Origin of the sequence: Clostridium sp. D46t1_190503_E9 (assembly GCF_015555225.1) — a bacterium.
Lineage (GTDB): Bacteria > Bacillota > Clostridia > Clostridiales > Clostridiaceae > Clostridium.
Map to the genome: position 1 here is coordinate 145,173 of NZ_JADNKB010000008.1, position 24,905 is coordinate 170,077.

Consider the following 24,905-nt stretch of genomic DNA (forward strand, 5'->3'; position numbering starts at 1 on the left):
CTACTTAGATAATCTTTTTAATATACGATTTTGAATTAATGTGAAAATTAAAATTAAACCAAATAAGATAACTGCAGCTGCCATTCCTTGTCCATAACGATTTTCAACATAGAACTTATTGAATATGTAGAATACTGCTGTAGTAGCACTATCTGCAATACCTGCTTTTCCATTGAATATTGCAAAAACTTGTGCATAAACCTTAAATGCATTAATAAAATTAACCATTAATAAAAACGTAATAATTGGTATCATTTGAGGTAATGTTATTCTAAAAAATTGTTCAACCTTTGTTGCTCCAAACATATCTGCTACTTTGTAATAACTTTTGTCAATATTTCTTAAACCTGAAAGTAATATAATTATGTTAAATGCAAGTCCTGACCATATACCAAATATAACTAGTGTTATCATACTCATATTAGGATCATCCAAGAAATTTATTGGTCCAACATTAAAAAATCCTAATATATAGTTTACAAATCCATATTCACCATTTAATAAAAATCTAAAAACTATACCAACGGCAATTACACTCGTTAAATATGGTATAAAGAATATAGTTTCAAAAATATCTTTATGTTTGATTCTTTCATAAACTGTAATTGCAATAAACATTGAAATAATTAATCCCACAGGCACAACCACAAAGGCAAAAATAGCTGTATTACCTACTGCAGTGTGAAACTTTGGATCTTTTAAAACAATCCCATAATTCTTAAATCCATTGAATGCTAAATTATTTAAAGTTCCCTTTTGAAAAGACATAATAAATGTTTTGATTAATGGTAATACATTAAATATCCCAATTACTATTAAAGCAGGTAAAAGAAATAACCATGCTTGTGGTGAATTTTCTGCTCTATACTTTAACTTTCTCATTAGTACACTCTAACTCCATTCTCTTGGAATATGTAGATTCCATTATAGTCAATATCAAGTCCTAATTCATCACCTTCAAGTACTTTATTGCTTATATCAGTAATTGATTTTGCATTTATATCATTAACATTGAAGTTTACTATACAGTCTTTTCCTATTAATTCAATAGATTCAACTTTAACTTTAAATAATGGATTTTTACTTATTTCAAAATATTCTGGTCTAATTCCTACAAAATACTTATTTTCATTTAAATCTTGCTTAAATCTATCTTTATTTAATAAATTTAAATCAATATTGAAATCCTTTGTTTTTAATAGATTTCCTTCTTTTTCAACTTCAAATATATTGATTATAGGATTTCCCATAAACTTAGCTACAAATAGATTTGCAGGTTCTAAGTATAAATTTTGAGGTATATCAAATTGTTGAACAACACCTTCATTCATTAATACTATCCTATCACTTATAGATAAAGCTTCTTCTTGATCGTGAGTAACAAAAATAGTAGTAATACCAATTTCTTTTACAAGTCTTCTTATTTCTTCTCTTATTTTTAATCTTAATCTTGCATCTAAATTACTTAAAGGCTCGTCTAATAATAATATTTTAGGATTTTGAACTAATGCTCTTGTTATAGCAACTCTTTGTTGTTGCCCCCCTGACATTTCCCCTGGCTTTTTATTAGCTAACTCTTCAATACTTGTAATTTTCATATACTTTTTAGCTATTTCAAGTGCCTCACTTTTTGGCTTTTTCTTCTTTCCAACTGTAAGAGGGAACATAACATTTTCTAAAACTGTCATGTGTGGATATAGCGCATAATTTTGAAATACTAAACCAATATTTCTATCTTTAGGATGCTTTCCAATTATAGATTCATTGTCAAATCTTATATCTCCACTGGTAGGATCTAAAAGTCCTGCAAGTAGATTAAGTATAGTTGTTTTTCCGCAACCACTAGGTCCTAATAGGCAAACAAGTTCACCCTCATTAATCTCAAGATTGATGCTTTTTAAAGCTTCATAACCATTGTTATAAACTTTTTTAAGTTTTTCAATATGTATCATGTTTCACCTCTAGTGTTTATTTTTTATGTTTAATCTCTAAGTTTTAATACAAATATAATATACTAAATTTATTATATTAATACAATATTTATTCGTATTTTTAACTTTTAATAAATAAAATTTTAACATTTATTAATGTTTTTTTAGAATTATTTTAATTAAATATAATATTTCTAGAAAAACCGGTAAATATATTTACAATTAGAAATTTAATTTAACATATTAATAAATATATCCGAATGTTTCTCTTATAATAGATTTATTTGTTTAATCTCAACTTCTTTTATTTCATTTATAAATTTGTAAAATAAATATCTTTCTACATCATATAATCTCCTAAAAATAATTAAATATAATACCCATAATGAAAATTAATAATTATTTTATAAATTGACCTCGTTCAAGCATATTTTACTAATTTAGTTTTTTCCTTTTTATAAAGCATAATTATGGTTGGATGTTGATTTTAACATAGAATCATAACAAAATTTAAGTTATGACAACTTTGAATATATTTAAATAAAGAAAAGGAGCTGTTGCAAAAGTATTTATCCACTGGAAAATATAGATATACTTTCTAGTGAGCTCCGAATATTATGTTAATTTTAAAAGAAAAAAAACAGATATTTCACGAACTATACATTGTGAAATATCTGGTTTCATTTTATTATTTAGTGATTTATTGAAGAGCTATTTACAATATTTGTTTTTAAAACAGCCTTTTTTCTTTATTTAATCTCTCTACTTAAGCTTGCAGTGCTTTATAAAAATCCCCACTTTTATTTATCATTCCATGAATTTCAGAAAAAGGAATTTTGAATGTTATAAATCCAGCTGAATATGGTCCAATCTCATAAGGTGGAAAATAAATATATAAATTACTACTATCAACATAAAAATCTTGGTCTTCTTTTATCCCTTTAAATTGATCTTTAAATACATATTCATATTGTTTATCATTTTGTATCATATTACTAATAATCTTATTTAATTCACCTACCCAATAAACTCCTCCCATAAATAAATCTCCTAATGTGTAAAAATTGCCAGTTAGCAAATTGATAGTTGGAGTTTTTCTATATGGCATTCCATGTGCTGCTCCTAATGGATAGTAATAACCTTCAATTTCTAAAACTAATAAATTATTGTTGAAGTATTTTATCCTGAAATCACCATAATAATCATAATTAAGAACATCATTTTCGGTAATAACTAAGCTATCTTTACTTCCGTTTTCTTCATTAGGATTAAAATAAGACAAAGATCTTAATTTGTTATTAATCTCAATTTCTACATTCTTATCTTTTATTCCTTGTACTTCAGGTATATATATTAAATAACTAATATTAGGTTTATATTTTTCTTTTAGTATACTATAACGATTATCAAGATATATAATATCATTTGATTTATAAATTATTCTACCTGACTTATCTAAATAATATGGTGAATAATCTATATTAGCATAAACTACTTCACTCTTTATTGATAATTCACCACTTCCGCTAACTTTAGGTAGATTTACCTCTCGATTTCCAGATAAATCGATGAAGAAGGTATCTGCTTTATCTGATACATATGCTAATCCATCATTATAATCGCTAACAGCTAAATAAATAAATTCTGTTAATCTATTTCCATTTGTATCTCCTATAGCATATATACTTCTAAGTTTTAAACTCTCATCTCCTATTGGAATACCTAAAGCTACTCTGCCTTCTCCTAGAATCTTAATGTCACTAAAATTAGCTTCATATACATATTTACCAGTTTTATCAATAAGGCCATATGGACCTTGAAAGCTATCTGATTCGCTAACTATTGCTACACCATCTCTAAATCCTTGTGCTGATTTAAATCTTGGTTTAATAATTACTTGTCCAGCAATATTTATATAACCTAGTGGACCTTCAAATGAATTTCCAAATACCATTAATCCATCCCCATATTGTGATATATAGTTATAGGTATAAGTATTTACAACTTGACCATAAGGATTTATTAATCTATATTCATTTTCCTTTAATTTTACTAATGCTACTCCTTCATTAAAGTTATTTGCTTCTAAATATATAGTTGGAATTATATCATATCCTTCTAAATCAATATATCCATATCTATAGCTTCCATTACTATTACTAAAACCAACTATTGCCCTTCCTTCGCTATAGTCACTTATAAAACTATATTTTTTATTGGTTATAATATTCCCCTTTTCATTAATAACTCCCATGTAATCACGATATACCCAAATTGCTCTATTTTCTTTAAATTCTCTAATACTATCAAAAACTGGCTTTAATACAAACTCTCCATTTTTATTAATTACTCCAAATCTTTCTCCTAATCCCACTATAGCTAATCCACTACTATTAAAATCATATGCACTTGAATAAATTGGATCAATAATAAATACTCCTTTACTATTTATATATCCATAAGTTTTTCCTTCTTTTGTATTTCTTAAAGCAGGATATAATTTCTCACTATTTATTCTATTTTTTATTGCAAAACTTTCTACTTTATTATTTTTATTCGAATTCACTTTAATTCTCCTAATAAATCATTCTTTATACAATATATGAATAATTTATAAATAAAGTGGCAATTTATAAAAGAAGTGCATAAAATACATTTATTTTATACACTTCTCTTATTATTAATCTATCTTTATTAAATTTTCTTACATTAAAACTTTAACTTATAAAGAAGCTTTATATATGTTCAATATATCTTCTGAATTAAGTGGTTTAAAATTACCTATTGTTTTTCTTCTTCTAACTGCTTGATTTGCCATTTCTTCAAGTTTTTCTTCATTTATCCCAACTTCTCTTAATGTAGTAGGTATATCTAATGAAATAAAGAACTCTCTTGTTTTGTCTATAGCTTCTCTAGCCAACTCATATTTTTCTTTACTTCTATCTAAATTCCATACATTAATAGCATATTCAACAAACTTATCTACTGTACTATCATCTAGCACATATTCCATCCAAGCTGGCGTTAATATTGCAAGACCTACACCATGAGTAATATCATAATAAGCACTTAATTCATGTTCCATTGGGTGAACACTCCAATTTGTTTCTTTTCCATAAGTTAAAAGCCCATTTATAGCTAAGCTGGAAGCCCACATAAGATTTGCTCTTGCTTCATAATTTTCAGGTTCATCCATAGCTATTCTGCCATAATTAATGCAAGTTTTTAAAAGAGATTCCGCCATCCTGTTTTGAAGATAAGCCCCTTCTGTATTATTAAAGTACACTTCAAAAATATGACTCATTATATCTGCTGTTCCCGCTGCTGTTTGATTTTTTGGTACAGAAAAAGTATATGTTGGATCTAATATAGAAAACTTAGGAGCCATTTCTGGATTCCCTGTTCCTAACTTCTCATTAGTTTCTAGGTTTGTAATTACTGCTCCTGAATCCATTTCTGAACCTGTTGCAGCAAGAGTTAATATACTTGCTATTGGAATTACACTTTTTATTTTACTTGGATCTACAACTATGTCCCATGCATCACCCTCATAGGTAACTCCTCCTGCAATGACCTTTGCACAGTCAATAGTACTACCACCTCCTACTGCAAGAACTAAATCTATATCATTTTCTCTACAAATATCGATACCCTTTCTTACACTAGTTATTCTTGGATTTGGCTCAATACCTGAAAGTTCAAAAAAACTAATATTATTATCTTTTAAAAGATTAACAACCTTATCATAAAGTCCTATTTTCTTTATACTTCCTCCTCCATATACTAAAAGCACCTTGCTTCCATATTTTTTTATTTGATCTGGAAGTATATTTATTTGATCTTTTCCAAAGAAAATTTTAGTCGGAATTGAATAATTAAAATTTATCATATTATGACTCTCCTTTCTGTCTTATATTTTATAATACACCTAATATTCTAATTATTAAATATAATTATATATTTCTCAATAAATTACTTTTTTCTAAAAAATAGATCTATTTTTATGATCTCCTAAAAATAAGCTTTATAAAATTATATTTAAATAATAAAAAATCCACGATATATTAGTTAATAATATTACCTCGTGGATTTTTTATTATTTATCATATTCTATTTTTTATACTTACTACAAAATAAATATACTATTCTAAAAATAAAATTGAGTGTTCAGGTATTCTTAAGTATAAATTAGATTTATTTTTTCTGTTATCCCACTCTTCTTTTTTAACCTTATATACCATTACACTACTATCATTTTTTTCACTAGAATTTTTATTTACAAACATTATATTATATTCAAAAACATTTTCTACTATCTTATTTATTTCACACTCTATAATGTTTTTTTCATTATTTATATCGCCATTATCAAGAATTTCAAAATTATGAGCTCTAATTCCTACATGATTTATATTTCTAGGAACTACTTTTTCTGTTTCAAGCTTTATACCCCACTCTGTAGCATAAATTTTATTTGAAGATATAACTTCACACTTTGAAATATTTTTGCATCCAGTAAGTATTGCTGCTTCTTTTAGCTTTGGCTTTTCAAAAATATCCTTCGTATTTCCAAATAAAATTGAATTCCCCTTATCAATAATAGCAATATTCTCACAAAACTTATAAACTTCATCTCTACTGTGAGTAACCATAAGAACTTCACCATTATATAGCTTTAAAAATTCTAAAACCTCACTTTGAAGCTGCTCTTTTAGGTATGAATCTAAAGCAGAAAATGGTTCATCAAGCATTAATATATCTGGTTTGTATATTATACATCTTGCTATAGCAACTCTTTGCTGCTGCCCCCCAGAAAGTTGACTTGGGTATTTCTTTTCGAGACCTTCTAAATGAAATGATTTTATAATTTCTTTCACTTTGATTTCTTTTTCTTTTTTAGATTCCTTCAATCCTACTCCAATATTTTCTTCTACAGTCATATTAGGAAATAAAGCATAATTTTGAAATAAGTATCCAATATTTCTTTCTTGAGGCTTTAGGTTAATCTTTTTTTCAGAATCAAATAATACTTTCCCATTAAGTATAATACGCCCTTCATCTGGAGTTTCAATTCCTGCAATGCATTTTAAAGTCATACTTTTTCCGCTTCCTGAAGCTCCTAAAATACCAAGATAATCACCATTTGTTTCAAAAGAAACTTCAAGAGAAAATCCTTTTAATTTTTTCTTTATATTAACAAATAAACTCATTATCTTCTTCCTTACTTTATATATTTTCTTTCTTTAAGAGTAAAATAATTTGTTAAAACAACAACAACAAAAGAAATTATGGTAACAATTAAAACATAATTAGTAGCTGATGCCATATCTCCTGATGCTACATCTGCATAAATTGCTAAAGGCAAGGTTCTTGTTTTATTTGCTATATTTCCTGCAATCATTGCAGTAGCCCCAAACTCCCCAAGACCTCTTGCAAAAGCTAATATTCCACCTGAAGCAACTCCTGGTAATGCAAGAGGCATAATTATACGCCAAAATATTTTTCTTTCTGACATTCCTAATGTTCTTGCCGCCATTATTAAATTTTGATCAACTTGTTCAAATGCACCTCTTGCCGATCTATACATAAGAGGAAATGCTATAACTACTGAAGCTATTACAGTAGCTGTCCAAGAAAAAACTATTTTTACGCCTAAAAACTCTAGTAAAAACTTACCTATTGGTCTATTTACGCCAAATATAAGTAAAAGAAAGAATCCCATTACTGTAGGTGGTAATACTAATGGCAATGTTAAAATACCATCTAAAATCATTTTTATTTTTTCAGATTTTATTTTTACAATTCCTCTTGCTATAAAAAGTCCCAACAAAAAAGTAAAAACCATAGATACAGTTGCAGTTTTTAAAGAAATTATTATTGGTGATATATCCATTGTATTCTCCTATTTATTATCTGAAAATCCATATGATTCAAATACTTTCATTGCTTCTTCAGATTGTAAAAACTCAGTAAAACTTTTGGCTGCTTCTTGATTTTTAGTTGCCTTTACTATTCCTAGCGGATAGATAACTTTAGAAACGCTTCCTTCTGGTGCTTCTAAAACTACTTCTACTTTATCATTTGAAGCTGCATCTGTTGAATAAACAATTCCTGAATCTGCACTTGCTTCAGCAACCCAAGTTAAAACTTCCGTAACATTTGTTCCAAGGCTTGCTTTTTCAGATACCTTATCCCACATTTTAAGATTTTCAAATAATTGTTTTGCATATTGTCCAGCTGGTACACTATCTGGATCTCCTATAGCAATTTTATCAGATTTTAATATGTCTTCAAAAGTTTTTATATCTTTATTATTTCCTTTTGAAGCTATAAGTACAATTTTATTTTCAAGAAGTCCAATAATAGAACTTTCTTCAATTAAACCTTTTTTATTTAATTCATCCATTTGCTTTGTTGCTGCAGACATAAATACATCTATTTCTGCTCCCTCTTCAATTTGAGTTTGTAATTTTCCAGAGCTATCATAAGTTGCTTGAACTTTAATATTAGGATACTTTTCATTAAACATAGGAATTAACTTATCATCCATACAATTTTTCAAACTTGCTGCTGCTGCAATAGTAATAGTTGATTCTTTTTCTTGTGAGTTACTTGTATTATCTGACACATTATCCTTACTACATCCAACTAAAGAAAAAGCTAATAATAGCATACTTAAAATTAATGATATTTTCTTTTTCATTTTACACACTCCTAATTTATGAAATACTATCATTACAATAAATAAAACTGATTTAGTTATGCTAAAACAAACTAAAACAGAACTAAACCTAACAAAACCAAACAATTGTAATTATATTGTAAATACTCTCTAGTGTCAATTAATTTTGATTTTTATATTTATTTTCCTTAAATATTAAAATTTAAACCTGTCAAATATTTTTACTAAATATATTGATATAGAAGTCTATAGCCCTTAAATTTATAAACCATTTTCTAATTGTTATATACTAAATAATATGTTAAATTATTTTTATACTAATAGAATGAAAAGGTGAATAAAATGAATGAAGATATCTTATATACGCCAGATGAGATTGCTCAAAAATTAAAAATAACTAAAGGTACTGTATATGAAATGATAAAACGTGGTGATTTAGATGCTCACCGTATGGGGAAGCACCTTCGTATATCTAAATCCCAATTTGAAATTTATCTTTTAAAATCTAAAGGTTATGAAAATAGCTATGAAGCAACTTTAATTTCTGAAGATGACGAAACTTTTGCATTAATTGATTCTGTAAAAATCCAAGTAAGTACTGAATTAGGAGGTAATGTAAGAATTTCTATTCGCCCTGAAGATATTATCTTAAGTAAAGGTACATTTGTAAGTAGTGCAAGAAATGTTCATAAAGGTATTGTAACTGACATTATATTAGATGGTAATAGCGCAAAGGTAGTTTTAGATATTGGGATTCCACTAATGGCATTAATAACTAAAAAATCCTTAAATGAAATGTGTATAGAAAAAGGTACTGAGTTTTATGCTATTTTTAAAACTATGTCTGTAAAAGTTTATAAATAATACTTACTATTTATATTTTAAATTAATAATATCTAAAAACAAATGAAATATTAATTAATAAGAAAACAACAAGCCTAAGAATGCGTTATTTTCACTTCTTAGGCTAATCTTTAAATTTATAAAAGCTTTAATATTTCTGTATTTTTGAAAATATCCTTTAATGCAATATCTTTTAGTGATAGCTTATCTACTCCAAGACATGTTTTAGCTGCATTAACTAATACTCGTATATCATATTGACTAGGGAATACTGGATCAACAACTTTATCGAGCTTCATTAATCCATATACAGCCATCATTGCACTTCTAACAGAATACTCTACAGTAAATACACAATCATTTTCTACTTCTGCATATTGTCCTATAAATCCAAAGTTCTCACTACCATAAGGAATAACCTGAGGCCTATCTCCTTTTACACGAGGCATAAATTGAGAAGTTATATATGGCATCATACTTGGAATTACATTAACAGTGTGTTCAAGGATTTCTGGAATTCTATCCTTTAATCCCATGTGATATAATAACTCTTCAAACATTTCACGGCCTGTACATTCTGAAATTGTTTTATTTATATAATCACCTTTTATATCCATATTTAATGCATATGCCCATAAAACTTTAACATTATCAGGTTGATTAATAAAGTGAGGATGCTTTGGTACAACCCAGCTCATAAACCATTTTGAATCTTTTATTGTTACAAGCCCTCCCATTCCTGGCTTATCTCCAGTTAAATTATATAAATAAGGGAAAAGTATATCATCATCTTTTAATGTAATTGTAAATGACAACCATTTAGTTTTATCTATATTACTACAAAATACTTCTGGTCTTCCAAAGTCTTCTGATTTTCTTGAAAGCTTTTGCCATACACTAAAACATCCCTTATCATCTGAAGTATTTAGAGCTGCAGGATTATCCAAATCGCCTCTTGTTGTATTTTCAGTCATTGATCCATTTGTAAATAATACTAAATCATCCCTATTTACTTCTATTTTTTCATAGCACTCATCTTTTATATAATGAATTGCTGTTGCTATCTTCTTATTATTTGAAAAATCAAAATCTATATCTGTAACTTTATATCCTTTATTAAAGCATACATTATTATCCTTTAACCATGTTATTAAAGGAAGAATTAATGAATCATATTGATTATATTCAGTATGCAAAATTCCTTCTAACCTATTCATCCCACCTATTAAATGCATGAATCTTTCCATATAACGTTTTACTTCTACAACACTATGCCATTTTTCAAAGGCAAACATTGAAGCCCAAAAGAACCAAAAGTTTGTTTCAAAAAATGATGGTGAAAAGTATTCATCAATTGTTGTTGCTCCAAGAGCTTCCTCTGTTAACATATGAAGTTTAGCAAGTTCCATAGCATTTTCCTTTGATAAACCTAAACTAGAAAAATCAGCTCTTTCTCCTTGATTATGAACTAAACGACAGTGTGACTCAATAGGTTCTTCAAGATTTAACTCTCTAAACTCATCTAATACACTTCTATTTTTATCCTTTAAGGATGGTATAAAACTAAATAATTCCATGAAACATTCAAAGTGTTCTTCTATTTCCCTTCCACCTCTTGCAGTATATCCTGTAGTTGCAGTTCCAGCTCCATCCATTGAACCTCCATAAACTTTAGATTCCTCTAAAATATGAATATTTTCACCTGGCATATGCGCATCTCTTATTAAAAATGCTGCTGCAGATAATGAAGCTATTCCCCCTCCAATTAAATATGCTTTTCTTACATCAATATTATTAGGTGTAAGAGGATTGATTTTTTGATAATTTCCCATAATTAAACACCTCTTCTTTAAATTCTTTACATTTAATAGATTATTCCTGTAATAAAATTTCTTCAATAAACAGAAAAAGAAGATTGAGAAAATATTGCACATGCTTAATTAACTGTGTAATATTTAGTCAATCTTCTCTAATATATTATTATTTTCTTCTTTTATCATTTCTCATCATCACATAAGAAATGGTCCCTGTCATTATTATTTCTATTCTATCTAAAATACATTGTGGTTCTTCTTTTAAGTTATCCTTAAGCCACAATATAAATTCTCCTACTATAGCTAGTGTATAAAACCTTATAGTTTCATTTTTTATATTTTCATCAATATCCATATCTTTTATAATATCTAGGGTCACACCTTGTAATGCATTATAAAAAATATTATATAAGAACTTCTCTAAATGATCTCGCCCCAAAGAATTAAATGTATTAAGACATATTTTTTTATTGTCTATAGTGTACTGAAGAACTATAGTTATAGCTGTCTTCCACCCATCCAAATTATAATATTGTTCTAATTCCTCTATCACTTCATGTTCATAAATCCACTCAAGTAATTCATAAGTATCATTGAAATGATTATAAAATGTACGTCTTGTAATCCCACATTCATCAGTAACTTCTTTGACTGTAATTTTATTTATAGAATGCTTATTCATTAGTTTCTTTAAGGCATTAGCCAAAGCCATTTCTGTTATTTGTGAATTAGACATGTTCCTCTCCTTTATTATAAAATTATAACTATATCTAAAAAGAAGCATTGTATTGGATTAATAGTTAATCATTTTACAACACTTCTAATTTTCACTTTATTTTTTTTCTGCCTTTGTTAAATATAATATTAATTCATCATAATTATTTTCAGCTACTGATTCTTTTGATTTAAAATCCTCTATTTTATTATTGGAATTTATAATACTTTCATAGTTTGATAAAGTATCTAATATTTCAGCTTTAAAAAGTGGAATAACATCTATTATTCTTTTTATTCCGTATACATATTCATCATCACTAATATTAAAACACTTGAATAATCCTGATGTTAATCTCCCATCAGAAAACATATAGATATATCTATCTTTCATTTCATCAGATAAATCCACTTCAATTTTATGCTTGTACAGCCTAAATATTATTCCCTTATCCTTTATAAATATAGGGAATATAGTTGAAAAAAGCATAACTACATCTTCTTCTTTATCTGCTACTCCACTAAAATCATGTTCATTAAGTTTTGTTAAAATTTCATCTGTAAATATAGAGTCTTTTATTTTTTTACCTAGCTTTGCTTTTAACTTTTGTTCCTTTTCTTCAATTAGAAAATTATCAATTGAACTAAATAATTTACTGATTTTACTTTTATTTTTTTGTGAATTATTCATATTACACATCTCCTTAAATAGTTCAATAGAAAGTTAATACGATACTTTCTTTTTTACTTATTGATAAATTCAATATTTATAACTTCATTGTAATATATTTTATATAATTACACAAATCTACCAACTAAATTCATAATTTGAAAGTCTAGGAATATTTATATTCTAAAAATATTTACCTGCAAATTTAGTTTTTACAGCTTCAGTAACTACTTTAAAATCTTCTTCATTTTCTGAAAATAATTTTACAAGTTTTTCTTTTGCTTCTATGTATTCTTCGTTATTCTCATCAAGTTGTACTATTGGTCTAAATAGCTTATGAAATTTCATAAATAATATCGGATGCTTCTTTGCAAAAGCTTCCATTTCATCTATGTGCCTTTCTTCTTTTGTCGCATTTTTTAACCATTTAAAAATATAATCATATTTTTCTTCCATAACAGACACTTCCTTCTTTAGTTTTATTTTTATACTTTTTCAAGTTGTATATTTTAATGTTACTATAATAAATATTAAATACAAAACTTATATTTTACTCATAAACAGCCTAAAATCTTAATTTTAATGAAATATTGCTTCCTTTACTTCAATTAAGTTATTAAAGCTTTTATAACAAAGCTTTTTTATATCATCATCTGCCTCTTTTAAATCAACTACATGTACCACCTTCATATTTCCATTATAAGCAGCCTTAACCCCAGATGATGAATCTTCTATTACAATACAATTTTCAGGATTAACTTTAAGCTTGTCTGCTGCTTTTATAAATATATCAGGATTAGGCTTAGTTTTCTCAACATCATCTTTACATACTAAATCATCAAATAAATGCTTAATGTTTGCTCTATTTAGTTGTTTTTCCATTCTGTCTCTTGTAGCTGAAGTAGCTAAAGCTATTTTATAATTATTTTTTCTTAAATATGTAAGTAATTCATAAGCTCCTTCTTTTAATGGTATTTTCTTTTCTATTTCTTTGGCTAAAGCCTCATCCTTTTCTTTATACATTTCTTCTATTGGAATATCCATGCCAAATTCCTGCTTAAATACCTTCTTAACATTCTCACGCCCAGTTGCTATAACCCTGCAATATATTTCCTTAGTCATTTTATAACCATACTTTTTACAAACCCTTGTCCAAACCTTTAAATATATTCTTTCTGTATCAAATAGAACTCCATCCATATCAAAAATTACTGAGTCTATTTCATCCATATTAAGCTGCATATTCTCCTCCGTATTTTGCTACAAATATTAATTTTTTAAATATCAATATTTCTAAACTTTATAAAAATAAAGTTTATTTATTTAGATTACAATTAAGAATAAACTCATAGATAATGAATAATTAATTATCTTTGAGTTTATTTTAATTTTAATATCTTATTAAAAATTTTCTTCTGACTTAAGCATTTTATCCATTTCATTATTAAGTACATTATAAATGGCTTTAGCAACTCCTAAATTATCATTGCTATCTGTTATATATTTAGCTATCGCCTTCACCTCTGGTATAGCATTTTTCATTGCAACAGTTTCTTCAAATATCTCAAACATTGAATAATCATTAAAACTATCACCTAATATCATAACATCTTCTCTTGCTATATCCATTTTAGCTGCAACCTGTTCTAAGATTATTCCTTTTTGAGCATTTATATCAGTAATTTCTATATTATCTCTGAATGATGATGAGATAGCCAATCCTTCAATTTCTCCAAGAACTTTCTTCATTTTATCTATAAGCTCTATATCATTATGAAAAGCAACAAATTTTCTTACTTCTACTCCCTCTTCAAAGAATTTATCTAAATCCTCAATAAATTGTAAACAAGTAAAGAAACCTAAATTTTCTGCAACTTCTCTTGCTTCTTCTTCAGTTAATGATGGATTAAAACTCATAGTTCTAAAGATAACCTCTTGAAGAGCCATTTCTCTTGTAGATGTAGTAAATACACCCTTTTCTGTAAATATTCGAGCTGACATTTTATTTTTATCTAGAATTTCGATTATCTTCTTTGCAGTTTCATTTTTTATATTTATTACATCTAATATATTTCCATCTTCATCTCTATATTCCGCTCCATTTGAAAGCACACATTGAGCCTTTATATTATGTTTATCTAATAAAACCTTAACACTGTCATATTCTCTACCTGTAGATATTGCAAATATTATTCCAGCTTCTTCGGCTTTTTTAATTGCTTTTACAGTTTCAACATCTATGTCATGATCACTATTTAATAAGGTTCCATCCATATCTGACGCTATTAATCTTATCATAACTATTCCTCCGTTTTTGATATATTTGATTCTATATTATATAATATCATACATTTGTAATTTTACATAAATTTATACTAATTACTTTTAAGCTTTAATTACTAAGCCATATAATTAAAACTTAAGATATATTAAATAATTAATATATTTATTTAAGTAAAATATCAGATCTGAAATAATTGATTATTTAATCTTTCATTCAACTACTCCAAATTTCTGAATAAATACCTTCGTTATAGAATAAAAATTTCATAATTTATTGAAAAGAATAATTTATCTTATATTTATAAATATTTTAAAGTTTACATAAAAAATTATTCATAAAAATACTCCCATATCTAGTTGATGTTATAGATATAGGAGTATTTTTACTATTTATTATATTGTGGTTCTTGTTGTTTTACAAAATCAAGTCTTGATTGAAGTGATTGCTCAACACCATCCATTGTACTTGCAAGTTGATTAAACATTTGTTTTGCTTGTTGATTATCTGTGTCTAAAGAAAAAGTCTTCATATCAGCAGCTAATCCTTTTGCACTAGCTAATGCTGTTTCAAGTTTAGTTCCTGTAGGCATAATATTTCCTCCTTTATATTTTGTATTGCAATTTTATTTTGTTCATTATCAATTTTAATATTCAATTTAAATATTCTTTTTATAATGAAATATATTCCTTTTTAGCCTAGCTTCTATTAGATAATCCTTTTCAATAATTTGAGTAAATATTTATATAAGAAAGAAATGAATTAAAGTAAATATTTATATAAGAAATGAATTAAAACTAATATTACTGGTTAAAGTAAGTGAGAAAGATTTATATATAAAGGAGGCTTTTATATGACTGCTATTTCAAAAGTAAAACAAACGTTAGCCACATTAAAAGGCGCTCAATCTACTTTAGAAATGTATTCATTACAAGAACGTGATGAAAAATCTAGAAACACTTATAAAGAAGCAGCTAAAGAAATAGATAATATAAAAAAAGATCTAGAAAAAAGAATAGGCTTTATGGAGTTTGAAGAACCCCAATATAAAGGTAACTAAGTGAGGTGGACTATGGATTCTTGGTTAATAGTATTATTTAAATCAATAGTTCTATTTTTTTTAGCTTTAGTAATAGCAAGATTCATAAAAAAGAAGACCTTAGCTAGGTCTACCCCTTTTGATTTTATTTCTTATGCTTCAATAGCCATTATAATTTCTTTACTTTCTTTAAATTTAATTGATAATTTTTATTTTGGATTAATACCTTTAGCTGTTTGGGCACTAATGCCTCTTGCCTTAGATTATGCTTCAATGAAGAGTAAATATATTTATAATTCAATTCACGGTAAAGAAAGAGTATTAATAAAAAATGGAAAAATAATGGAAGATAACTTATCTAAAGAAAGAATAACAGGTCAAGAATTTTTACAAGAATTACGTTCTAAAAAAGCATTTAATTTAGCTGATGTAGAGTTTGCTGTTATGGAAACAAATGGAGATATAAATATTAGTTTAAAAGCTGATAAAAAGCCTGTTACTTCATATGATTTAGGAAAAAAAGTATCTCCTAAAGCAGAGCCACAAACAGTTATTTTAGATGGAAATATCTTAAATGAAGGACTTACTAATGCTGGATTAAATCAAGGTTGGCTTACAACTCAACTAGAAGTTAAAGGTGTTTCCCTTGAGAATGTTTTTCTAGGGCAAGTTGATTCTTCTGGAGATTTATACATTGACTTATTTGATGATATGATACAAGTTCCTAAAACTGAAATTAAAGAAATGTTATATGCTAGCTTAGAAAAGAGCCAATCAGATCTTATGTCATTTTCTATAGATACTGATAATAAAGATGCTAAAAATATGTATTTAAAAGACTCAAAAGCTTTAGAACGAATTCTAGCAAAATTAGAACCATATTTATTACGTTAGAAGGTGAAATATATGTCAAATATGAAAAAGAAAAAAATGACTACATCTCAGCAACAATATGATGCTTTAGTAAAAAGCATAGAACCTAAAAGACCTATTTTTAAAAATTGTATTAGAGCATTCCTTGTAGGTGGAGCAATATGCACAATCGGCCAAGGATTTCAATGGATATTTATGAACTATTTTAATTTTGATGAAAAAACATCAATGGCCCCAACATACATACTCTTAATATTTCTTTCAGCTTTATTTACTGGGCTTGGAATTTATGATCACCTTAGTCAATGGGCTGGATGCGGAACTGCTGTCCCAATAACAGGATTTGCCAATTCAATTGCATCTGCTTCAATTGAACATAAAAGTGAAGGCTTTGTACTTGGAGTAGCTGGAAATATGTTTAGCCTTGCAGGTGCAATAGTTGTTTATGGAGTTTTCTCTGCTTTTATAGTTGCAACTATAAAAATGATAATAATATGGTTGGGGGCGATGTAAATGCTTAAAGGACATCAATCTTGGATTTTTGATTCTAAACCTACAATATTATCTTCAGCAGCTATTGGCGGACCATTCGAAGCTAATGGAGCTTTAGCTAATGATTTTGATATACTTACAGAAGATTTATGGCTTGGTCAAGATAGTTATGAAAAAGCAGAAAAAGCCCTTCTTGAACACGCCTGCCAACGAGCAATACAAAAAGCAAACTTGCAAAAAGAAGATATTAACTTCTTCTTTAGCGGAGACTTAATGAATCAAATTATTTCTAGTAGCTTTACTGCAAGAACTTTAGGAATTCCTTATCTAGGAATATTTGGTGCTTGCTCAAGCTCCATGGAAGGTTTAGCATTAGCAGCTCAGCTTATAGATAGTAAATCTGCAAAATATGTTGTGACAGCTGCAAGTAGTCATAATGCTGCTGCTGAAAAACAATTTAGATATCCCACAGAATATGGGGTTCAAAGACCACCTACTGCTCAATGGACAGTAACTGGTGCTGGTGCAGCAGTGCTTGCACAAAAAGGCAACGGTCCAAAGGTTACTTCTGCTACTATTGGAAGAGTTGTAGACATGGGAATTTCAGATCCCTATAACGTTGGCGCTGCTATGGCTCCAGCTGCTGTAGATACTATAGAAGCTCATTTTAGAGATTTAAACATTGATGCTTCAAATTATGACCTTATTGCTACTGGTGACCTAGGAAAAGTTGGGCATGAAATTGCTAATGCTTTATTTGAAAAACACAATATATACATGCCAATAGATATATTTACAGACTGCGGACTTTTAATATATACAAAAGATCAACCTAGTTTTGCTGGTGGAAGTGGTTGTGGTTGTTCTGCTACTGTAACTTATGGACATTTACTTAATCGCATGCGTAAAGGAGAGTTAAAAAAGATATTAGTTGTGGCAACAGGCGCTCTAATGTCCCCTATCTCCTTTCAACAAAAGGAAAGCATTCCTTGCGTTGCCCATGCGGTTTCTATAGAAATGTAAAAAAGAAGGTGTGATTTAACTTATGGAAAAATTTATTTTTGCATTTATAATAGGTGGTATAATTTGTGTTATTGGGCAACTTATAATGGATACTTTGAAAATTACTCCTGCACATACTACTTGTACATTAGTAGTAATTGGTGCAATTTTAGGAGGGTTTGGTCTATATGATCCCCTAGTTAAATTTGCTGGCGCAGGAGCATTTGTTCCAATAAGTAGCTTTGGAAATACCCTTGTAACGGCAGCTATAAATGAAGCTCAACAAACAGGATTTGTAGGAATATTTACTGGTATGCTAAAGACAGTAAGCGGAGGTGTTGCTGCTGCAATAATATTTGGTTTCTTTGCTGCAATAATATTCAAACCTAAAGGATGATCAAAAGTTAAGAGTTAAATAGTGAAAAGTGAAAGAGTTAAAATGATAGTTCACCTTTGGTTAACTATTCTAAAATCAATTTCTCAAAAAATCCTATAAGGATTTTTCCCCTTAATTCCTTCTTTTCATTATTAATTTAGATACTTAATATAAGATGGCGAAGATAAATAGCATATGTGGAATAAGCATATAGCAAGCAATTAGAAGTACTTGGTGAAGGAAGAACTACTAGGCCTTAGTGTTGTTGGTTTGTTTGAGCACAGCGAGTTAACCAAAACTCTTGGCATAGTAGTTTTTCCAAGCCTAGTACTTCTTTGCACAGCTATTTAGCTTATGGAACATATACTATTTATCATAGCCTTTATATTAATTACTAAACAGTCCTGCTCCTTTTATGATTTCTTGTTCATTGAATAAACTTGAAACTGCTTCATTATAATCTTCTACCTTTTGTGATTTTTTTATTTTTTTAGCGTATTTCTTATTATCTGAAAATATGTAAATCATGTATCCCCATAGCTCTTTCATTCTATAAAGTGCAATATTATCATCTTTAAACACTTCTCTATGATTATTGAAGATTTCATCATGGAACTCTTTTAATACTTTTTTATCTAAATTTATATTATTTTTAATTTCATTAATTAGCCCTGGATTTGCTAATATTCCTCTTCCTAACATTATTGTATTTAATTCAGGAAACTCTGTTGATAATTTATTATAATCCTCTAATTTAAAAATATCACCATTATAACATACTTTACTATTACTTAATGTTAGGGCATCTTTAAACACTTCTAAGTTAGGTTTATTTCCATAGAAATCTTCTCTAGTTCTAGGATGAATAATTAATTCTTCTAAGGGATATTTATTATAAATTTTTATTAATTCATAAAATTCTTCTGGTCTATCTTTTCCTATTCTAGTTTTTATTGAAATTTTCATATCATCTATTTTATATATTTCATCTAAAAACATATCTAGCTCATCTCTTTTAGCTAAAAACCCAGATCCTCTATTTTTAGAAACTACTGTTCCTGAAGGACATCCTAAATTTAAGTTAATCTCGTTATAACCTAATTGTTGTAACTTTCTAGCAGTAGTAATAAAACCTTCAGAATCATTAGTAAGTATTTGGGGAACTATATAAATGCCCTTATTATTTTCAGGCAAAATATCTCTTAATTCCTTAGTCTTAAAACTTTTACTACTTGTTGGAACAATAAATGGCGTAAAATACTTATCAATATCATTAAAAAATTTTTTATATGTATTTCTATATATGAATCCAGTGATTCCTTCCATTGGTGCTAAATAATATTTCATAGAATAACTCCTTACTATATTCTTTATATAAAGATTTCAAGAAACATTATATCAGCCTTATAGCCTCTTATCTACTTAATATTAATAAAATGTATATTATTCTTACCACTTGAATTTAATAACTTCATTAGTGTAAAATTTATTAAGTATTTTGCATAAATAAATTTACAGCGAGGTTTTAAATGAATTCTATATTAAATCTAGAAAAAATTAAATTCACTGAAAAAATTATTACATTTATAAAAAAAGATATTTTGCTAATTATTGCATTAACATTAGCAATTGTATCTTCATTTTTTTCTATGCCTAAATTAGAATATATCGATTTTAATGTTTTGGTTCTTTTATTTAATTTAATGCTTATTGTAGCTGCTTTTAAGGAATTAAAAGTATTAGATTCCTTTGCTACATCCTTATTGTCCAAATGTACAAGCTATAGATCCATATGCTTTACTTTAATATTTTTAACTTTCTTTTCTTCTATGATTGTTACAAATGATGTTGCTTTAATTACATTTGTACCATTAACATTAATAATTGGAAAAAAGATAAAAATAAACCCTTTTAAAATAATAATATTTCAAACAATTGCTGCTAATTTAGGAAGTTCTCTAACTCCTATGGGTAACCCTCAAAATCTTTTTATCTATTCATTTTTTGAAGTTAATCCAGTAGAGTTCTTTAAAATAACACTTCCATTGGTGATGCTTTCAATTTTATTTTTAATAGCAATAATTTTAAAAAGTGATAATAATACATACTCTTTTACAGTAGAAACTATAAAAATTTCTAACCTAAAAGAATTTATAATATACCTAATATTACTTTTAATAATACTACTATCAGTATTTCATGTTATTGATTATAAACTCACTTTTATTTTAACAATTATTACAGTATTGTTTTTAAATAAAGAACTATTTAAGTTAGTGGACTACTCTTTATTATTAACTTTTATTTGTTTCTTTATATTTATAGGCAATATATCTTCAATGGATTATATTAAAAATATTATGGAATCAATACTTTCTTCTAGTAAAAGTACTTACTTTTCATCAATAATTGTAAGTCAAGGTATAAGTAATGTACCTGCAACTATGCTTATTTCAGGATTTACTCCATATTATAAAGAACTTTTGCTTGGAGTTAATATAGGAGGCCTTGGTACACTTATAGCTTCATTAGCTAGTGTTATCTCATATAAACTTTATATAAAAGAATATCCTGAAAGTAGTGGAAAATTCTTAAAAAGCTTTACCTTATATAATCTTTGCGGATTATTAATATTAGTCCCAATAATTTATATTATGATTAAAATATAAATCAAAAGAGTTCTTACTTGTTTTCTAATCAAGCAAGAACTCTTCTTTTATTTCTTTACACTTAATAATGCCTATCTAAACTCTATGTCATCCCCATATACTAATTCTGAGTTTTCTTTTATATATTGGACTAACTCATCAACTTGTGTATATGCTACTGCTCCATAAGTATCTGCTGCTCCATAATAAATAGCTATTCTTCCAGTTTCAGCATCTTGTAATGTTGCACAAGGGAATGCTACATTTGGAACAAATCCTGTTGTTTCATAATCCTTTTCTGGAGTTAATAAGTAATCTCTTGTTCTATATAAAACTTTTGAAGGATTTTCTTTATCTAAAATAGCTGCTCCCATGCTATAAACAAATCCATTACAAGTTCCAGATACACCATGGTAAATCATTAACCATCCTTCTGATGTTTCTATTGGAGTTGCTCCTCCTCCAATTTTAGTTCCTTGCCACCAGCCTGATCCACCTTTACTCATAACTCTTCTATGTCTTCCCCAGTGAACTAAGTCTGGACTTTCACTTATAAATATATCTCCAAATGGAGTATGTCCACTATCACTTGGTCTACTTAAAAGCATGTATTTTCCATTAACCTTTCTTGGAAATAAAACTCCATTTCTGTTAAAAGGAATAAATGGATTTTCAAGTCTAACAAATTCCTTAAAATCATTAGTTGTTCCAAGTCCAAGTGCAGCTCCACCAAATTCAGCACACCAAACAATATAATAGGTATCTTCAATTTTAACTAATCTAGGATCATAAGAATAGTTTGGTTGATAGTCATTACCTTCTTCATCTTTCCAATGAATTTCTTCATCCTCAATATCCCAATCTAGTCCATCTTTACTTCTACCAACATGTAATTGTGGCTTACCATTTTTATGGTCCGCTCTAAATATTCCTATAAATCCATCTTCATATGGTAATACTGCACTATTAAATATTCTTGCTGATTTTTTTGTAGGATTCCATTTTATAATTGGATTACCATCGTGTCTCCATACTACTCCATCAAAACCTTCTGGCTTTTCTTGCCAAGGTATATTACTTAATTTTTCTCCAAATATCTTTACATTCTCCATAAAGATCCTCCCAATCTTGCCATTTTTAAATTAAATATTTATTACTAATCATAAATTAATAACTCTACAAGCTAAATAAACTTGTTAACAATTACAAATTAAATTTACTATCTATTGGCTTTAATTTCTATATTTATGTTATTTATACTTTATTATTGTTTATATTTCTGTAATAATGTTATATTTTAAAACAACAAACTTACTTCCATATATCCTCTCCAAAAGATTCTATATAGTTAGTTAATTCAGTTGCCATTTCTTCTGCTTCTGGAATTCTTATGTGCCCCGGAGTTCCACATCCATTTCTTTTAAACTTATATCTAACTATCTTTTCATCATTTAACTTATCAACCATTTCATCAAGAGCATCATCCCAGCCATTACTATGGCATAAAATAGTTGTTATAACTATAAACAGAGCCTTTGGATATTTGCTTCTTAAATCTGTTATTATTTCAGCATATTTAGATTTCCACACTTCTCTTTTTTCTTTATCAGCATCTATATAATTTTCAGGATGAGCATCATTTTGCCCTAGCGCCATAATTACTACATGTGGTGTATATTTTGAAAAATCCCACTCATTACATTCACCAAGCTCTGAACTGTATCTAAGCTTATCATAAGTAGATTCAGCCCCTAAATATCCTCTTGATGGGTTAAAATACCCTGTTCCATCCATAACTGCAATTCCACCTTGAGCATTATTATTAATTTCTGCTCCCAAGTTTCTTGCTGTTATCATTGAATATGAATACCATGCGTTAGAATAAATTCCCTCATGACCTTCCGGATCTACTTTACCAACGTAATCAATAGCTTCACATACTTCTCCTGCTGAAACTGAATCACCAAAACACTCAATTCTTCTATTATAGTTTTTCTTTGCTGCTTCAGTATAAGAATTTTTATCTATTATAATTCCGTAAAAGTCAAAATAATGTGCTGCATCAGACCTTTTATATAAAACTAAATCATGCAATTTATCTTCTAAACCTTCTGCAATATCTATTACTATATCTTTATAATGTTCTTTTATTACTACCTTACCTTCTATTTCATCATCAATAATAAATCCAATAGCATTTTCATAATGGCTATGATAATTCTTTAAAGCAATTTTCAAACTTGTCCCACTAAATTTAATTTTTATCATACTACCAGCATAAATAATTGTTGGAGCCTTAGAATTTTCAAAATCAATTCTTCCCATATATTTATAATGAGAATTATCGGCTTCTATAAATTCAAAATCTTCTTTATTAAGTTCTTCTAAGTACATAAACTCTCACCTCCTAAGATACTAAAAATCCCATTATATATGTTTCTGTCTCCTTTTCTTCATTAAGTACATTTATTTTAATGTTATGATTAGATATATTTTCAAATTCAACTAATAACTCTGTTGCTGAATAATCTCCCCATCCATCTTCAAAATAAGTATCAATTATAATTGGATTATTTCCATCTACTATTACTTCTATTTTGCCTGCTGAATCTTTAACTGATTTTTTATATAATAAAAATAAATCTTTACATTCAATATCAACTTCTAAAAAAGCTGTATTTCCTTTTTTTAAACTACATTTCCATCCATGCTGAAAAACCTGGAAGCCTTCAGAATCTTCAATAAAACCTTTTATTTTATTAACATCTATGGTTTTATTATTTTTTATAATTCCATTCTTATATCTTTCTCCAAAGACTGGATTTACAGACTCAACTTCTTTTACTATCACTTCAGTATTATCTTCTTTATTAATATCAGCTAATATGGTTTTCATAAAATCAATTAGTAACTCTGATATTATGAAATGACCATAATCATTTGGATGAACTTCATCACTAGCTACATCTTGCCATTTTAAATTTCCTTTTTCTATTTCTGAGTGTACGGTATCTCTAAAACTTATCATTGGAATATTATATTTTCCCCCAATTTCTATTTGTTGTGCTTGTACATTGCTTCCATCAAAATTACTCATAAACACTTCCACTATAGCTGGAGGATTTTCTACTGATAATATTCTTCTTATTAAACTTTCATAAGCTACTTTATCATAATTAGTACTTTTATCGTTTACAGCAAAATCAATAAATATTATATCTGGATTCTTATCCAATACCTGCTTTTGGACTCTATGAACTCCTATAATTGATCCTGTTGCTCCAACCCCTGCATTTATAAAATTGATATTTATATTACTAAATGTATCTTTAAACCATAAATATGTCCTGCTTGCATAACAATCTTCTTGCTTCGTTGCATTACAGCCTTGCGTTATAGACCCACCTAAAAAAGCTACTGTTATATCCTGTCCACTTCCTGCTTTCATTAAAACTTTAGCAAGTCTTAATGTATCACCTTTACTAACTAATGAATTCTTTATCATTTCTTCAGTAATTATATAATCCATATTAAACCTCC

The 24,905-nt window shown here is 27.7% G+C and carries 25 protein-coding genes; 7 read left to right on the forward strand and 18 right to left on the reverse strand.

The genetic code is table 11. From position 1 onward, the window contains the following. From I2E83_RS11025 to modA, 7 genes are all read right to left on the reverse strand, one after another. Complete coding sequence (locus I2E83_RS11025; protein WP_195262956.1) at positions 1-882, reverse strand: sugar ABC transporter permease; 882 nt, start codon at positions 880-882, stop codon at positions 1-3. Beyond that, a complete protein-coding gene (locus I2E83_RS11030; protein ID WP_195262955.1) occupies positions 882-1,952 on the reverse strand; it encodes an ABC transporter ATP-binding protein in 1,071 nt (356 codons plus the stop codon). The genes I2E83_RS11025 and I2E83_RS11030 overlap by 1 nt, the downstream gene beginning before the upstream one ends. A gap of 745 nt (positions 1,953-2,697) precedes the next feature. Then, complete coding sequence (locus I2E83_RS11035; RefSeq protein ID WP_195429806.1) at positions 2,698-4,497, reverse strand: WG repeat-containing protein; 1,800 nt, start codon at positions 4,495-4,497, stop codon at positions 2,698-2,700. A gap of 156 nt (positions 4,498-4,653) precedes the next feature. Further along, on the reverse strand, positions 4,654-5,820 hold the full coding sequence (locus I2E83_RS11040) for an iron-containing alcohol dehydrogenase (RefSeq protein WP_195429808.1): 1,167 nt from the start codon (positions 5,818-5,820) through the stop codon (positions 4,654-4,656). A gap of 253 nt (positions 5,821-6,073) precedes the next feature. After that, entirely contained in the window at positions 6,074-7,141 is a 1,068-nt protein-coding gene (locus I2E83_RS11045; protein ID WP_195429810.1) for an ATP-binding cassette domain-containing protein, read from the reverse strand. Positions 7,142-7,152: 11 nt separating this feature from the next. Further along, positions 7,153-7,824, reverse strand: coding sequence for a molybdate ABC transporter permease subunit (gene modB, locus I2E83_RS11050; RefSeq protein WP_195429813.1), 672 nt, complete (start codon positions 7,822-7,824; stop codon positions 7,153-7,155). Between the two features lie 9 nt (positions 7,825-7,833). After that, a complete protein-coding gene (gene modA / locus I2E83_RS11055) occupies positions 7,834-8,634 on the reverse strand; it encodes a molybdate ABC transporter substrate-binding protein (RefSeq protein ID WP_195429815.1) in 801 nt (266 codons plus the stop codon). A gap of 321 nt (positions 8,635-8,955) precedes the next feature. Between modA and I2E83_RS11060 the strand changes: the two genes are divergently transcribed. Beyond that, the gene (locus tag I2E83_RS11060) at positions 8,956-9,477 is read left to right on the forward strand and encodes an excisionase family DNA-binding protein (protein ID WP_195429817.1); all 522 of its coding nucleotides are present in this window, start codon (positions 8,956-8,958) and stop codon (positions 9,475-9,477) included. Positions 9,478-9,593: 116 nt separating this feature from the next. Here the strand turns inward: I2E83_RS11060 and I2E83_RS11065 are convergent, their stop codons facing one another. The 7 genes from I2E83_RS11065 to I2E83_RS11095 form a co-directional block, all read right to left on the reverse strand. Next, entirely contained in the window at positions 9,594-11,288 is a 1,695-nt protein-coding gene (locus I2E83_RS11065; protein ID WP_195429818.1) for an oleate hydratase, read from the reverse strand. A 148-nt stretch (positions 11,289-11,436) separates the two neighbouring features. Beyond that, positions 11,437-12,006, reverse strand: coding sequence for a TetR/AcrR family transcriptional regulator C-terminal domain-containing protein (locus I2E83_RS11070; protein ID WP_195262947.1), 570 nt, complete (start codon positions 12,004-12,006; stop codon positions 11,437-11,439). Positions 12,007-12,102: 96 nt separating this feature from the next. Further along, positions 12,103-12,675, reverse strand: coding sequence for a hypothetical protein (locus I2E83_RS11075; protein ID WP_195429820.1), 573 nt, complete (start codon positions 12,673-12,675; stop codon positions 12,103-12,105). A gap of 162 nt (positions 12,676-12,837) precedes the next feature. Beyond that, on the reverse strand, positions 12,838-13,110 hold the full coding sequence (locus tag I2E83_RS11080) for a hypothetical protein (RefSeq protein ID WP_195262945.1): 273 nt from the start codon (positions 13,108-13,110) through the stop codon (positions 12,838-12,840). 123 nt (positions 13,111-13,233) lie between these two features. Next, the gene (locus I2E83_RS11085) at positions 13,234-13,896 is read right to left on the reverse strand and encodes an HAD family phosphatase (RefSeq protein ID WP_243241964.1); all 663 of its coding nucleotides are present in this window, start codon (positions 13,894-13,896) and stop codon (positions 13,234-13,236) included. A gap of 159 nt (positions 13,897-14,055) precedes the next feature. Then, on the reverse strand, positions 14,056-14,952 hold the full coding sequence (locus I2E83_RS11090) for a Cof-type HAD-IIB family hydrolase (protein WP_195429821.1): 897 nt from the start codon (positions 14,950-14,952) through the stop codon (positions 14,056-14,058). A 371-nt stretch (positions 14,953-15,323) separates the two neighbouring features. Continuing rightward, complete coding sequence (locus tag I2E83_RS11095; RefSeq protein ID WP_195262943.1) at positions 15,324-15,527, reverse strand: DUF1657 domain-containing protein; 204 nt, start codon at positions 15,525-15,527, stop codon at positions 15,324-15,326. A 261-nt stretch (positions 15,528-15,788) separates the two neighbouring features. Here I2E83_RS11095 and I2E83_RS11100 point away from each other — a divergent pair, with 261 nt between their 5' ends. From I2E83_RS11100 to spoVAE, 5 genes are read left to right on the forward strand one after another with little or no spacing between them, the layout of a single operon-like run. Beyond that, positions 15,789-15,995: a DUF1657 domain-containing protein gene (locus tag I2E83_RS11100; RefSeq protein WP_097033275.1), complete on the forward strand. Its 207-nt coding sequence runs from the start codon at positions 15,789-15,791 to the stop codon at positions 15,993-15,995. Between the two features lie 12 nt (positions 15,996-16,007). After that, on the forward strand, positions 16,008-16,868 hold the full coding sequence (locus I2E83_RS11105) for a DUF421 domain-containing protein (RefSeq protein WP_195429822.1): 861 nt from the start codon (positions 16,008-16,010) through the stop codon (positions 16,866-16,868). A gap of 12 nt (positions 16,869-16,880) precedes the next feature. Next, positions 16,881-17,360 carry a stage V sporulation protein AC gene (spoVAC, locus tag I2E83_RS11110; protein WP_195262941.1) on the forward strand — a complete coding sequence of 160 codons (480 nt, stop codon included), beginning with the start codon at positions 16,881-16,883 and terminating at the stop codon, positions 17,358-17,360. Then, positions 17,361-18,362: a stage V sporulation protein AD gene (gene spoVAD, locus I2E83_RS11115; RefSeq protein WP_195262940.1), complete on the forward strand. Its 1,002-nt coding sequence runs from the start codon at positions 17,361-17,363 to the stop codon at positions 18,360-18,362. Between the two features lie 22 nt (positions 18,363-18,384). Beyond that, a complete protein-coding gene (spoVAE, locus tag I2E83_RS11120; RefSeq protein WP_195262939.1) occupies positions 18,385-18,738 on the forward strand; it encodes a stage V sporulation protein AE in 354 nt (117 codons plus the stop codon). Positions 18,739-19,104: 366 nt separating this feature from the next. On the opposite strand, the gene I2E83_RS11125 is transcribed toward spoVAE, so the two are convergent. Beyond that, the gene (locus I2E83_RS11125; protein ID WP_195262938.1) at positions 19,105-20,064 is read right to left on the reverse strand and encodes a tRNA-dihydrouridine synthase family protein; all 960 of its coding nucleotides are present in this window, start codon (positions 20,062-20,064) and stop codon (positions 19,105-19,107) included. Between the two features lie 182 nt (positions 20,065-20,246). Here I2E83_RS11125 and I2E83_RS11130 point away from each other — a divergent pair, with 182 nt between their 5' ends. Then, complete coding sequence (locus tag I2E83_RS11130) at positions 20,247-21,386, forward strand: SLC13 family permease (RefSeq protein WP_195262937.1); 1,140 nt, start codon at positions 20,247-20,249, stop codon at positions 21,384-21,386. A 71-nt stretch (positions 21,387-21,457) separates the two neighbouring features. Here the strand turns inward: I2E83_RS11130 and I2E83_RS11135 are convergent, their stop codons facing one another. The 3 genes from I2E83_RS11135 to I2E83_RS11145 all read right to left on the reverse strand — a co-directional run bounded on the left by I2E83_RS11135 (position 21,458) and on the right by I2E83_RS11145 (position 24,894). Next, positions 21,458-22,477 (reverse strand): glycoside hydrolase family 130 protein, encoded by a 1,020-nt coding sequence (locus I2E83_RS11135; protein WP_195429823.1) that lies wholly within the window; start codon positions 22,475-22,477, stop codon positions 21,458-21,460. Positions 22,478-22,676: 199 nt separating this feature from the next. Beyond that, positions 22,677-23,759 carry a GDSL-type esterase/lipase family protein gene (locus I2E83_RS11140; RefSeq protein ID WP_195262935.1) on the reverse strand — a complete coding sequence of 361 codons (1,083 nt, stop codon included), beginning with the start codon at positions 23,757-23,759 and terminating at the stop codon, positions 22,677-22,679. 13 nt (positions 23,760-23,772) lie between these two features. Then, positions 23,773-24,894 carry an SGNH/GDSL hydrolase family protein gene (locus I2E83_RS11145; protein WP_195262934.1) on the reverse strand — a complete coding sequence of 374 codons (1,122 nt, stop codon included), beginning with the start codon at positions 24,892-24,894 and terminating at the stop codon, positions 23,773-23,775. Between the last annotated feature and the right edge of the window lie 11 nt (positions 24,895-24,905).

Coding starts and splice junctions, on each gene's coding strand:
- I2E83_RS11025 (WP_195262956.1), bottom strand. CDS start 882: ATGAGAAAGTTAAAGTATAGAGCAGAAAATTCACCACAAGCATGGTTA.
- I2E83_RS11030 (WP_195262955.1), bottom strand. CDS start 1,952: ATGATACATATTGAAAAACTTAAAAAAGTTTATAACAATGGTTATGAA.
- I2E83_RS11040 (WP_195429808.1), bottom strand. CDS start 5,820: ATGATAAATTTTAATTATTCAATTCCGACTAAAATTTTCTTTGGAAAA.
- I2E83_RS11045 (WP_195429810.1), bottom strand. CDS start 7,141: ATGAGTTTATTTGTTAATATAAAGAAAAAATTAAAAGGATTTTCTCTT.
- modB (WP_195429813.1), bottom strand. CDS start 7,824: ATGGATATATCACCAATAATAATTTCTTTAAAAACTGCAACTGTATCT.
- modA (WP_195429815.1), bottom strand. CDS start 8,634: ATGAAAAAGAAAATATCATTAATTTTAAGTATGCTATTATTAGCTTTT.
- I2E83_RS11060 (WP_195429817.1), top strand. CDS start 8,956: ATGAATGAAGATATCTTATATACGCCAGATGAGATTGCTCAAAAATTA.
- I2E83_RS11065 (WP_195429818.1), bottom strand. CDS start 11,288: ATGGGAAATTATCAAAAAATCAATCCTCTTACACCTAATAATATTGAT.
- I2E83_RS11070 (WP_195262947.1), bottom strand. CDS start 12,006: ATGTCTAATTCACAAATAACAGAAATGGCTTTGGCTAATGCCTTAAAG.
- I2E83_RS11075 (WP_195429820.1), bottom strand. CDS start 12,675: ATGAATAATTCACAAAAAAATAAAAGTAAAATCAGTAAATTATTTAGT.
- I2E83_RS11080 (WP_195262945.1), bottom strand. CDS start 13,110: ATGGAAGAAAAATATGATTATATTTTTAAATGGTTAAAAAATGCGACA.
- I2E83_RS11085 (WP_243241964.1), bottom strand. CDS start 13,896: ATGCAGCTTAATATGGATGAAATAGACTCAGTAATTTTTGATATGGAT.
- I2E83_RS11090 (WP_195429821.1), bottom strand. CDS start 14,952: ATGATAAGATTAATAGCGTCAGATATGGATGGAACCTTATTAAATAGT.
- I2E83_RS11095 (WP_195262943.1), bottom strand. CDS start 15,527: ATGCCTACAGGAACTAAACTTGAAACAGCATTAGCTAGTGCAAAAGGA.
- I2E83_RS11100 (WP_097033275.1), top strand. CDS start 15,789: ATGACTGCTATTTCAAAAGTAAAACAAACGTTAGCCACATTAAAAGGC.
- I2E83_RS11105 (WP_195429822.1), top strand. CDS start 16,008: ATGGATTCTTGGTTAATAGTATTATTTAAATCAATAGTTCTATTTTTT.
- spoVAC (WP_195262941.1), top strand. CDS start 16,881: ATGTCAAATATGAAAAAGAAAAAAATGACTACATCTCAGCAACAATAT.
- spoVAD (WP_195262940.1), top strand. CDS start 17,361: ATGCTTAAAGGACATCAATCTTGGATTTTTGATTCTAAACCTACAATA.
- spoVAE (WP_195262939.1), top strand. CDS start 18,385: ATGGAAAAATTTATTTTTGCATTTATAATAGGTGGTATAATTTGTGTT.
- I2E83_RS11125 (WP_195262938.1), bottom strand. CDS start 20,064: ATGAAATATTATTTAGCACCAATGGAAGGAATCACTGGATTCATATAT.
- I2E83_RS11130 (WP_195262937.1), top strand. CDS start 20,247: ATGAATTCTATATTAAATCTAGAAAAAATTAAATTCACTGAAAAAATT.
- I2E83_RS11135 (WP_195429823.1), bottom strand. CDS start 22,477: ATGGAGAATGTAAAGATATTTGGAGAAAAATTAAGTAATATACCTTGG.
- I2E83_RS11140 (WP_195262935.1), bottom strand. CDS start 23,759: ATGTACTTAGAAGAACTTAATAAAGAAGATTTTGAATTTATAGAAGCC.
- I2E83_RS11145 (WP_195262934.1), bottom strand. CDS start 24,894: ATGGATTATATAATTACTGAAGAAATGATAAAGAATTCATTAGTTAGT.